The 10,977-nt window shown below is 59.8% G+C and carries 9 protein-coding genes and 1 tRNA gene; 1 reads left to right on the plus strand and 9 read right to left on the minus strand.

Going from position 1 to position 10,977, the window contains the following annotated elements:
• Positions 1 to 75: 75 nt before the first annotated feature.
• A complete protein-coding gene (locus tag V8J63_RS20785) occupies positions 76 to 2,133 on the minus strand; it encodes a methyl-accepting chemotaxis protein (RefSeq protein WP_336464571.1) in 2,058 nt (685 codons plus the stop codon).
• Positions 2,134 to 2,569: 436 nt separating this feature from the next.
• Here V8J63_RS20785 and V8J63_RS20790 point away from each other — a divergent pair, with 436 nt between their 5' ends.
• A complete protein-coding gene (locus V8J63_RS20790) occupies positions 2,570 to 3,787 on the plus strand; it encodes an MFS transporter (RefSeq protein WP_073473520.1) in 1,218 nt (405 codons plus the stop codon).
• Positions 3,788 to 3,969: 182 nt separating this feature from the next.
• On the opposite strand, the gene ychF is transcribed toward V8J63_RS20790, so the two are convergent.
• The 8 genes from ychF to V8J63_RS20830 form a co-directional block, all read right to left on the minus strand.
• Complete coding sequence (gene ychF / locus V8J63_RS20795; RefSeq protein ID WP_016773202.1) at positions 3,970 to 5,070, minus strand: redox-regulated ATPase YchF; 1,101 nt, start codon at positions 5,068 to 5,070, stop codon at positions 3,970 to 3,972.
• A gap of 22 nt (positions 5,071 to 5,092) precedes the next feature.
• Positions 5,093 to 5,677, minus strand: coding sequence for an aminoacyl-tRNA hydrolase (gene pth, locus V8J63_RS20800; RefSeq protein WP_016773203.1), 585 nt, complete (start codon positions 5,675 to 5,677; stop codon positions 5,093 to 5,095).
• Between the two features lie 171 nt (positions 5,678 to 5,848).
• Complete coding sequence (locus V8J63_RS20805) at positions 5,849 to 6,451, minus strand: 50S ribosomal protein L25/general stress protein Ctc (protein ID WP_024014298.1); 603 nt, start codon at positions 6,449 to 6,451, stop codon at positions 5,849 to 5,851.
• A 141-nt stretch (positions 6,452 to 6,592) separates the two neighbouring features.
• On the minus strand, positions 6,593 to 7,534 hold the full coding sequence (locus V8J63_RS20810; protein ID WP_003171603.1) for a ribose-phosphate pyrophosphokinase: 942 nt from the start codon (positions 7,532 to 7,534) through the stop codon (positions 6,593 to 6,595).
• A 45-nt stretch (positions 7,535 to 7,579) separates the two neighbouring features.
• Positions 7,580 to 7,654 (minus strand) — tRNA-Gln (locus V8J63_RS20815).
• Positions 7,655 to 7,691: 37 nt separating this feature from the next.
• The gene (gene ispE / locus V8J63_RS20820; protein ID WP_130902206.1) at positions 7,692 to 8,543 is read right to left on the minus strand and encodes a 4-(cytidine 5'-diphospho)-2-C-methyl-D-erythritol kinase; all 852 of its coding nucleotides are present in this window, start codon (positions 8,541 to 8,543) and stop codon (positions 7,692 to 7,694) included.
• Between the two features lie 3 nt (positions 8,544 to 8,546).
• Complete coding sequence (gene lolB, locus V8J63_RS20825) at positions 8,547 to 9,164, minus strand: lipoprotein insertase outer membrane protein LolB (protein ID WP_123444159.1); 618 nt, start codon at positions 9,162 to 9,164, stop codon at positions 8,547 to 8,549.
• A 3-nt stretch (positions 9,165 to 9,167) separates the two neighbouring features.
• The gene (locus tag V8J63_RS20830) at positions 9,168 to 10,892 is read right to left on the minus strand and encodes a tetratricopeptide repeat protein (RefSeq protein WP_041480005.1); all 1,725 of its coding nucleotides are present in this window, start codon (positions 10,890 to 10,892) and stop codon (positions 9,168 to 9,170) included.
• Positions 10,893 to 10,977: the final 85 nt, after the last annotated feature.

Genomic DNA, 10,977 nt, shown 5'->3' on the forward strand with positions numbered 1-10,977 from the left:
GCGTAAATCGAAAATATTTCTTCCTGTTTTCAACCGCTTATCCTCCAGCCCCGAAAATCGGGGCCGGGGAGGGCGTCAGCGCAGTTGGAATCTGGCGGTATTGGCGCTCAGGGCTTCGCTGCCCTGGCTCAAGGTGTCCGCCGCGAGGTTTACGGCCCGTGCACCTTCAAGCAAACGCACGGCGGCCTGATCGACCTGTTGGATATTGCCGCTGACTTCATCGGCGGTGCTCGCCTGCTCTTCAACCGCCGTGGCGATCTGCGCGAGGGTGTCGGTGACGCTCTGCACGGCGCTGGCGATTTCACCCAGACGTTCCCCGAGGCCGGTGACCGCTTCGGCATCCGACTGCGCCTGCCCGCACGCGGCTTCCATCAGGCTCACCGCTTCGTTGACCGTGGCACGCAGGCTGTCGACAGTGCCGGCGATCTGCGCGGTGGACGATTGCGTGCGTTGCGAGAGGCTGCGCACCTCGTCGGCGACCACGGCAAAGCCGCGACCCTGTTCGCCGGCGCGGGCGGCTTCGATGGCGGCGTTGAGTGCGAGCAGGTTGGTCTGCTCGGCGACGCCGCGAATGGTGTCCACGACCAGTTGAATCTGCTGGCCTTGCTCGCTGACCCGGCCCAGCGCCGCGGCGGTGTCGTTCAGGCGCTGATTGAGCTGCTGAATGCTGGCCGTGGTGCGCTGGCTGTCGCGGCTGCTGTCGGCGGCGATGCGCCGGGTCTGCTGGGCGCTGCCGGAGGCCTGTTCGCAACTCTGCGCGACGCCTTGCGAGGTGGCGGCCAATTGCGTGGCGGCAGCGGCAATCTGGCTGATCTGCAACTGCTGCGCCTCGACTTCGCTAAGGGCGCCGCTGGAGTGTTGGTTGAGGCTGCGTACCGCGTTGCTCAACTGCGAGGTTTCGTGGTCGACGCCGAGCATGCTGCTGCGCAGTTGCACCACGGCGACGTTGAGCGCGGTGCTGATCGCTGCCAGCTCATCGCGCCCCACCACCGGCACTTGCAGGCTCAGGTTGCCGTCGCGCAAGGCCTCAGCGAGCAAGGTGATGCCGCTGGCACTGCGGCGGATCGAGGCTTGCAGGCAGACGAACAGGTACAACGCGGCCAGCAGCAGGCAACCGAAGATTGCGGCGACAAGAATGAACTGGCGGATCGCCGAGCTGTAATAAGCATCGAGCCGCTGATCCAGCGCGACCAGGGATTGCTGGCGCAGGGAAGCGAGGTCGGTGAGCAGCGCGTCGAGGCTGCGTTCGAAGTCCTCTGGCTTGAGGTTGATGCTGCCGCCAAACACACCGTCGTCGAGAACTTTCAGGCCGCTGTCGAGGTGTTTCAGGCTGTCGTGATACTGGCCAGCCCAGGCTTGCAGCTCGGCTGGCAGATGCGCCTCCAGCAGGCCGGCGGTTTTCACCAGTTGCTCGCGGGCGTCCCCGATGCGACTGCGCAGGTCGCGCAACTGCAGGCGGCTCTGCAGGGTGAACTGCCCGGAGACGACCGAAGCCTGGCCGACCGCGGCGAGACGGCCGACCCGCTCGATCAGGTCCGGCGCGTGTTGCGTGGAAATCTGCGTCAGCAGGTAGGTTTCCAGCCACGGCGCGAGGGTCAGGCGATTGTCCATGACGATCTGCTCGCGTAAGGCTTGCAGCGCGCCCAGGGCATTGGTGAAGCGGTCATAACCGTCCGGCCACCAGCCGACACTGCTGAGGCTTTTCGAATCAAGGCCATTGAGTGCGGTTTGCAGCGCCTGAAAGCGTTCGAGGATTGCGCCGTCGGCGCCTTGCTGGTTCAGAGCATTGCCCAGCTCGGTGGTGGCTTGCAGCACCGCCGGTTGCACGCCGTCGAAGGCAGCCATGGCGGCGAGGGTGGCCGGTGTCGGCTGACGATTGGTCTCGGTGGCGCGCCAGCGGGCGGCGCGGTCGCGTTGAGCGGCGAGCAGGTTGTCCAGCGCATCCAGCGCGAGCAGCTGACGCACGCCGGCACGTTCGCCGGCGATCAGATTGAGCTTCTCGCGATAGTCATGGCCGATCATCAACAGGCTGCCGGCCAGCGGCAGAATGAACAGCAGAAACAACAATTGGAATTTACCTGCGAAGCCAAACCGCCCCAGCAATTTGATCCCCGGTGAAAGGAAAGCCTGCATGCCTCATGACTCCTCTGGACACCACGCACCATTGGCGTGCATCGCGAACCTTTCGGCTGCGACCTGTGCCCTCTAAAAGGCCTCGAAAGTTCACCCATGCCAGCTCTGTAGGCCGGCTCTGTAGCGAAACTTCCCATTGTCGAGCGCCTTTGTAAGGCGATCGTGTTCAAGGGCAGAAGCAAGGCAAGATTCAGACCATGGCGTTGCGCTATCACCTTCGCCACCAGCGATCCCCTGTAGGAGCTGCCGAAGGCTGCGATCTTTTGACTTTGATGCTTAGAAGCAAGATCAAAAGATCGCAGCCTTCGGCAGCTCCTACACGGTGGTGTGTCATCAATAACTTAGTTAGCTGGCTAAGGGGATAGCGCTGGCGCACCGAAAAATGGCACATTGACGCACCTGCCTGCGGGCACCCATCTGCTGTCCGGAATTTTCCATGGCTATCAGCAACGTTCAGACCGCCGCTGCCTCGGCGACCGCTGCTCCGCAAAGCAGCCCCTTGGTGATGCGCATCATCGGCGCGGTGGCGCTGGCGCATCTGATCAATGACCTGATCCAGTCGGTTCTGCCGTCGATCTACCCAATGCTCAAAGCCAACTATGGCCTGACCTTCACCCAGGTCGGCCTGATCACCTTGACCTTCCAGTTGACCGCGTCGCTGTTGCAGCCGTGGGTCGGTTACCACACTGATCGCCACCCCAAACCGTGGCTGTTGCCGGCGGGCACGGTGTGTACGTTGATCGGCATTCTGATGATGTCGGTGGTCGGCAGCTTCCCATTGATTCTGCTGGCGGCGGCGCTGATCGGCATTGGCTCGTCAACCTTTCACCCGGAAGCCTCGCGTGTTGCGCGACTGGCCTCGGGCGGCCGGTTTGGTCTGGCGCAATCGACCTTTCAGGTCGGCGGCAATGCCGGCTCCGCGTTCGGCCCGTTGCTGGCGGCAGCGATCATCATTCCCTTCGGCCAGGGCAATGTGGCGTGGTTCGGTCTGTTCGCGGTGTTTGCGCTGTTCGTGCTTTACCGCATCAGCCGCTGGTACGCCAATCACCTGAACCTGTTCAAGCTCAAGGCCGGCCAGGCGGCGACGCACGGCTTGTCGAAGGGCAGGGTGACCAGTGCCTTGGTGGTCCTGGGGCTGCTGGTGTTCTCCAAGTATTTCTACATGGCCAGTTTCACCAGCTACTTCACTTTCTACCTGATCGAGAAGTTCGACCTGTCGGTGGCCAGCTCGCAGCTGCACTTGTTTCTTTTCCTGGGCGCAGTGGCGGCGGGGACGTTCTTCGGCGGGCCGATCGGGGACAAGATCGGGCGCAAGGCAGTGATCTGGTTTTCCATCCTCGGCGTCGCGCCGTTCACCTTGATCCTGCCGCATGTCGATCTGTTCTGGACCAGCATTCTCAGCGTGGTGATCGGCTTCATTCTGGCGTCGGCTTTCTCGGCGATCGTTGTGTACGCGCAGGAACTGGTGCCGGGTAATGTCGGGATGATTGCCGGGATCTTCTTCGGCCTGATGTTCGGTTTCGGCGGGATTGGTGCCGCGCTGCTCGGGCATCTGGCGGATGTGCACGGGATTGAGTATGTGTACTTCCTGTGCTCGTTCTTGCCGTTGTTTGGTGTGTTGGCGATCTTTTTACCGCGTACCAGAAAGGCCTGAACAGACGAATCGAACTGTGGGAGCGAGCCTGCTCGCGAATGGGTGGGTCAGTTGACGAATGCTTAGCTTACACGCCACATTCGCGAGCAGGCTCGCTCCCACAGGGAAATGTACTCAGTCACTGAATTTCAGGCACAAAAAAGCCGCGTATGAAACGCGGCTTTTTCTTGCCCGGCTGTTGCTTAGACGTTGAAGCGGAAGTGCATCACGTCGCCGTCCTTGACGATGTAATCCTTGCCTTCCAGACGCCATTTGCCGGCTTCTTTGGCGCCAGCTTCGCCTTTGTACTGGATGAAGTCGTTGTAGGCGATGACTTCGGCACGGATGAAGCCTTTTTCGAAGTCGGTGTGGATCACGCCAGCGGCCTGTGGGGCGGTGGCACCGACCTTGACGGTCCAGGCGCGGACTTCTTCGACACCGGCGGTGAAGTAGGTCTGCAGGTGGAGCATTTCGTAGCCGGCGCGGATCACGCGGTTCAGGCCAGGCTCTTCCAGGCCCAAGGCCTCGAGGAACATGTCCTTCTCTTCGCCGTCGTCGAGCTCGGCGATTTCCGCTTCGATCTTGTTGCACACCGGAACGACCATGGCGCCTTCTTCTTCGGCGATGGCCTTGACCACGTCCAAGTGCGGGTTGTTCTCGAAGCCGTCTTCAGCCACGTTGGCGATGTACATGACCGGCTTGGTGGTCAGCAGGTGGAAGCCCTTGATCACTGCCTTTTCGTCAGCGCTCATGTTCTTCATCAGGCTGCGTGCCGGCTTGGCTTCGGTGAAGTGCGCGATCAGTTGCTCGAGCAGAGCCTTCTGAACCACGGCGTCCTTGTCACCGCCCTTGGCGTTGCGCGCGACTTTCTGCAGTTGCTTCTCGCAGCTGTCGAGGTCGGCGAAGATCAGTTCCAGGTCGATGATTTCGATGTCGCGTTTCGGGTCGACGCTGTTGGACACGTGGATCACGTTGTCGTCTTCGAAGCAGCGCACCACGTGAGCGATAGCGTCGGTTTCGCGGATGTTGGCCAGGAACTTGTTGCCCAGGCCTTCACCTTTCGAGGCGCCGGCGACGAGGCCGGCGATGTCGACGAATTCCATTGTGGTCGGCAGGATGCGCTTGGGATTGACGATGGCCGCCAGCGCTTCCAGACGCGGATCCGGCATCGGCACGATGCCGCTGTTCGGCTCGATGGTGCAGAAGGGGAAGTTCTCGGCCGCGATACCGGATTTGGTCAGGGCGTTGAACAGGGTGGACTTGCCGACGTTAGGCAGGCCGACGATGCCGCAATTGAATCCCATGGTGTTTCCCCTCGGGTAAAAGTCAGGCCTTCTGGCTGTGCAGGTTTTTCATCGCGCGGTTCCATTCCCCGGCGAGGATATCCGGCAGCACGCCGAGGGCAAAGTCGATGCTGGCATCGAGTTTTTCCTGTTCGGCGCGTGGCGCACGACCCAGGACGAAATTTGAAACCATACTGGCAACGCCCGGGTGGCCGATGCCAAGCCGCAGGCGGTAGAACGTATTCTGATTGCCCAGTTGCGCAATGATGTCGCGCAACCCGTTGTGACCGCCATGGCCGCCGCCCTGCTTGAGCTTGGCAACGCCCGGAGGCAAGTCGAGTTCGTCATGCGCCACGAGGATTTCTTCAGGCTTGATGCGGAAGAAACCGGCGAGTGCCGCCACGGCCTGGCCGCTGCGGTTCATGTAGGTGGTGGGAATCAGCAGACGAACATCCTGACCTTGATGCGAGTAGCGCCCGGTCAGGCCGAAATATTTGCGATCGGCCACAAGATTCACATTCTGTGCATGGGCGATGCGCTCAACAAAAAGGGCCCCTGCGTTATGCCGGGTCTGTTCGTATTCAGCGCCTGGATTTCCTAGGCCAACGATCAGTTTGATGGCAGTCACGATAGGGGCCCTTCCTTGGAGTGGTGGATAACATCGCCGCGATCGGGGAAAGCGGCGAAAGTGGACGAAAAATGCTCATTTACCATGGATGTAAACTCCGCGTTCTCGCCCGCTTTCTCGCTACGTTCCAGTCCGCGATGTTACTTGCTCACTCCGGCATGACAGAGTGAATTACTCTGCTTCGCCTTCTTCGGTAGGTTCTGCAGCAACACGTGGAGCGTGGACGTTGGCAACAGCCTTGTCATCGCCGTGTGCCAGAGCAACGAACTCAACACCTTTAGGAGCTTTGAGGTCCGACAGGTGAATGATGGTGCCGATTTCTGCTTTCGACAGGTCGACTTCGATGAACTCAGGCAGATCTTTTGGCAGGCAGGTCACTTCGATTTCAGCAACAACGTGCGAAACTTCGCCGCCTTTCTTCACTGGAGCTTCTTCGCCAACAAAGTGTACAGGCACGATGGCGGTCAGTTTCTGGCCGGCAACAACGCGTACGAAGTCAGCGTGCATCACGTGGCCTTTGGCCGGGTGACGCTGCAGAGCCTTGATGATGACGTTCTGCTTGGTGCCACCAACGTTCAGCTCGATGATGTGGCTGTAAGCCGCTTCGTTTTCGAGCAGTTTGGCAACTTCTTTGGCCAGCATGCTGATGGATTCAGGGGCTTTGTCGCCACCGTAAACAACAGCTGGAACCAGAGCGGCGAGACGACGCAGGCGGCGGCTCGCACCTTTCCCCAGGTCGGAACGCACTTCAGCATTCAGAGTAAAATCGTTCATTTTGTATCTCCAAAATAGCCATGACCGAGTGGCGTTTGCGACCAGCGCCGAACACGGTATGGGCAAAAAAGCCCCGCCCCGACAGGAATGCCGGGGCGGGGCGCTTTTCGTCAACGAGACATTTCGCGAAGGGCAGGGCCCTTAACGGAACATCGCGCTGATCGATTCTTCATTGCTGATGCGGCGAACCGCTTCGGCAACAACCGGTGCGATATCCAGTTGACGGATACGTGCACAGGCTTGTGCTGCAGCGGACAGCGGGATGGTGTTGGTCACCACCAGCTCGTCCAGCACGGAATTTTCGATATTCTCGATGGCCCGGCCCGACAGCACAGGGTGTGTGCAGTAGGCAAAGACCTTGGCTGCGCCATGCTCTTTCAGGGCCTTGGCCGCGTGGCACAGGGTGCCGGCGGTATCGACCATGTCATCGACGAGAATACAGGTACGCCCTTCGACATCACCGATGATATGCATCACTTCAGAGTGATTGGCTTTCTCACGGCGTTTGTCGATGATCCCGAGATCGACGCCCAGCGACTTGGCAACAGCCCGTGCACGCACGACGCCACCAATGTCCGGGGACACGATCATCAGGTTTTCGAAGCGCTGATCTTCGATGTCATCCACCAGAACCGGGGAGCCGTAGATGTTATCTACCGGAATATCGAAGAAGCCCTGAATCTGGTCAGCATGCAGATCAACCGTGAGAACACGGTCGATGCCGACTACGGTAAGCATGTCAGCAACGACTTTCGCGCTTATAGCCACACGTGCGGAACGCGGACGGCGATCCTGACGGGCATAACCAAAATAAGGAATAACAGCAGTGATACGAGTAGCCGAGGAGCGGCGGAAGGCGTCAGCCATCACTACCAGTTCCATCAGGTTATCGTTGGTCGGAGCGCAGGTCGGCTGAATAATGAAGACGTCTTTACCGCGAACGTTTTCATTGATCTCGGCTGTGATTTCGCCGTCGGAAAATTTGCCGACAGAGATGTCACCGAGAGGGATATGCAGCTGACGTACGACACGCCGAGCCAGATCGGGGTTGGCATTCCCCGTAAAGACCATCATCTTGGACACGCGCAGTACCTAGAGGCTGAGGGTAACCTGGATGAGTAGAGAAAATGGCAGGGGCGGCTGGATTCGAACCAACGCATGGCAGGATCAAAACCTGCTGCCTTACCGCTTGGCGACGCCCCTGTATCTGTTGCTTTCAAGTGCCGGGCACTTGATTCCTTTAGAGCAGACTTTGCAGCTTGCGATGCAACATCGAAACGTTGCTTCCTTTCGCTACAAACCCTGTAAGGGTCTCTGTCAGAAGGGCCGAGACTTTATCAGCTTCAGCTTTGCTTGGGAAGCCCCCAAACACACAACTTCCAGTTCCGGTGAGCTTTGCTTCGGTAAATTTACCTAACAAATCCAATGCGTTACGTACCTCTGGATAACGCCTTGCTACCACCGGCAAGCAGTCATTTCGACTGTTTCCCTCGGGAACGGGGCGCACTTTAATGGGCGGTGTGTTACGTGTCAACAAAGGATCGGAAAAAATTTCTGCCGTACTAACAGCGACTTGCGGCACGAGCACCAGATACCACGGTTCTTCGGGTTCGACCGGGGTCAGTTTCTCGCCGACGCCCTCGGCAAATGCCGCATGGCCACGGACGAACACCGGTACGTCGGCGCCCAGTGACAGGCCCAGTTCCGCCAGGCGATCTTCATCCCAGCCCAGTTGCCACAAATGGTTTAGCCCGAGCAGGGTCGTCGCCGCATTCGAACTGCCGCCACCGATGCCGCCGCCCATGGGCAGGACTTTGTCGATCCAGATGTCGATGCCGAGCGCGCAGCCGGACTGTTGCTGCAACATCTTCGCCGCGCGCACGATCAGGTTGCTGTCGTGGGGCACGCCGGCGAACTCGGTGTGCAGTTGAATCGCGCCGTCATCGCGCACGGCGAAAGTGAGTTCATCGCCGTAATCGAGGAATTGAAACAGCGTCTGCAATTCGTGATAACCGTCTTCACGGCGACCGAGAATGTGCAGCATCAAGTTGAGTTTGGCCGGTGAGGGCAGGGTCAGGCGTGCAGCGGTCATGCTTTATTGCCCCAACTTGCGGGGTTGCCAGGTCTTGATCACCAGCGTTACGTCAAGGTCGGTGCCGTGCAGCTTGATGCGCTCGGGGAGCCAGTAACCATTCTGTTCGGTGTAGGCGGTGTATTCGACTTTCCAGCCGTCCTGCTCAAGGCTGGCCAGACGACTGTTGGCGTCCAGGTTCAAGCGACTTTTGCTTTCCGGAGCGGGCAGGCCACGAACCCACCAGGCCAGATTGGATACCGGCAATTTCCAGCCCAGCTGTTCTTCGAGCAGGGCTTCAGGAGATTGCGATTCGTAGCGGCCCTGGTTAGCGACTTCCAGTGATACTTTGCCCGGACGCCCCGTCAGCCGTGCCGCACCACGACCCAGCGGGCCGGACAGGCGAATGTCGTAGTAATCCTGACGTTGCAGCCAGAACAGCGTGCCGCTGCCGGAATCCTTCGGCGCGCGGATGCCGATCTTGCCGTCGATCTGCCAGCCGTCGAGGCCGGTCAGTTGCTGTTTGTTTGCCGCCCACTGGGCCGGGCTGCCGTGGCCCTCGACCGATTCGCGAGTGCCGAACCCCGAGCAGCCGGCGAGCAGGGCGATGAAGCTGAAAACAATAACGTGGCGCAAAAGCATGGTTTAAAGATTCTCGGATCCGGTCAGGCGCTTGATGGTGCTGCGCAGAATGGTGCTGTCGGGCTGATCCTTGAGGAACTTGCCCCACACTTGTTTGGCTTCGCGTTGATTGCCCTTGGCCCAGAGGACTTCGCCAAGGTGCGCGGCGACTTCGTGGTCGGGGAAACGCTCGAGCGCCTGGCGCAGGTATTTCTCCGCATCGTCCAGATTGCCCAGGCGATAGTTCACCCAGCCGAGGCTGTCGAGTACCGCCGGGTCTTCCGGATTGATCTGGTGCGCCTGCTCGATCAGCGTTTTCGCTTCAGCGTAGCGGGTGGTGCGATCGGACAAGGTGTAGCCCAGCGCATTGAGCGCCATGGCGTTGTCCGGGTCGCGCTTGATGATCAGGCGCAGGTCTTTCTCCATTTGCGCCAGATCATTGCGTTTCTCCGCGAGCATGGCGCGGGTGTAAAGCAGATTGAGATCGTCCGGGTATTTCTGCAGCGCTTGTTGCAGAACCTTCCAGGCCTTGTCGTCCTGTTTGTTGGCCGACAGGCTTTCCGATTCGATCAGATACAGCTGGATCGCGTAATCCGGTTGCTCGTCACGCTCGGCCGCCAGCTTGCTCTGCGCTTCAGCGGTCTTGCCGTTGCTCATCAGGATATCGGCCTGACGCAGCTGTGCCGGCAGATAGTCATTGCCCGGGCCGACCTGTGCGTATTCGATGAGCGCGCCTTGTGGGTCATTGCGCTCTTCGGCAATTCGGCCGAGGTTCAGGTGCGCCGAATCGACATGGCTTTCGCGAGCGATCAGGTCTTCCAGATAACCCTTGGCCTCATCCCACGCCTTGGCTTCCAGGCACACCAGCGCCAGCGAATAACGCAGTTCATCGTCTTCCGGGTATTGCTGAACGAGGGTGGAGAATTCGGCCTTGGCGTCGTCCATGCGGTCCTGTTCGACGAGCATGCGCGCGTAAGTCAGGCGCAGGCGCTTGTCTTCCGGGTATTTCCTGATGCTTTTCTGCAACAGCGGCAGCGCTTCGTCGCCACGGTTGAGCAATTGAAGCAGGCGCGCACGCAGCAGGATCGGTGCGATCTCGCCATCTTCCGGCGGGTTGTCTTCGAGTAGAGTCAGCGCACCTTGATTGTCGCCGTCCTGCTGCAACAGCAGAGCCTTGCCGAAAATCAGCTGATTGTTGTTCGGGTGGCGCTCAAGCAAACGGTCGAAGCTTTTCATCAGGCCGTTGCGGGTTTCCTGATCGGTGTCGGCGGCCGACAACGCAAGGAAATCGAAATGGGTGTCGCCCTTGCCCTGCAGGACTTTCTCCATGTAGACCATGGAGTCGTCGTAGCGCCCGGCGCGGGCCAGTTGCACGGCGGCGGCGCGTTGCGCTTCGAGATCATCCGGCGCGTTGCGCGCCCAGATCAGCGCGGTGTCGAGGGCCGGTTGATCGGCGCCCAGATATTCGGCGATGCGGAAAGCCCGCTCGGAGACGCCCGGATCCTGGGTGTTGATGGCCTGGGTCACGTAATTGTCCAGGGCAATGTCGAAACGATTGCGCTGGCCAGCGAGTTCGGCGCTCAGCAGACTGAACACGGTTTCCTCGCTGAATGAGCCGTAAACCTTGGGCTTTTCAGGTGCGGGCGTGGTGTCTTCGACCGGCGGGGTGCCGTCCGGCGCAACGGGCGCCATGGCCTGGCAGCCGCTGAGGAAGACAAAAGCGAGGAGCAACGCGGAAGATCTATTCATATAGGAAGAGGACGACTAACCTGCGGTCGGATCATCATGACACAAGCCTTCGGCCAAACATAACCGAGACTCAATTGTGGCCATT

Source organism: Pseudomonas sp. CCNWLW23, from assembly GCF_037095675.1.
GTDB classification, from domain to species: domain Bacteria; phylum Pseudomonadota; class Gammaproteobacteria; order Pseudomonadales; family Pseudomonadaceae; genus Aquipseudomonas; species Aquipseudomonas atacamensis.

What these genes read in the sequence shown, in the direction of transcription:
- lolB (WP_123444159.1), bottom strand. Translation starts at nt 9,164, where the DNA reads ATGCTTTTGCGCCACGTTATTGTTTTCAGCTTCATCGCCCTGCTCGCC.
- V8J63_RS20790 (WP_073473520.1), top strand. Translation starts at nt 2,570, where the DNA reads ATGGCTATCAGCAACGTTCAGACCGCCGCTGCCTCGGCGACCGCTGCT.
- ychF (WP_016773202.1), bottom strand. Translation starts at nt 5,070, where the DNA reads ATGGGATTCAATTGCGGCATCGTCGGCCTGCCTAACGTCGGCAAGTCC.
- V8J63_RS20830 (WP_041480005.1), bottom strand. Translation starts at nt 10,892, where the DNA reads ATGAATAGATCTTCCGCGTTGCTCCTCGCTTTTGTCTTCCTCAGCGGC.
- V8J63_RS20805 (WP_024014298.1), bottom strand. Translation starts at nt 6,451, where the DNA reads ATGAACGATTTTACTCTGAATGCTGAAGTGCGTTCCGACCTGGGGAAA.
- V8J63_RS20785 (WP_336464571.1), bottom strand. Translation starts at nt 2,133, where the DNA reads ATGCAGGCTTTCCTTTCACCGGGGATCAAATTGCTGGGGCGGTTTGGC.
- ispE (WP_130902206.1), bottom strand. Translation starts at nt 8,543, where the DNA reads ATGACCGCTGCACGCCTGACCCTGCCCTCACCGGCCAAACTCAACTTG.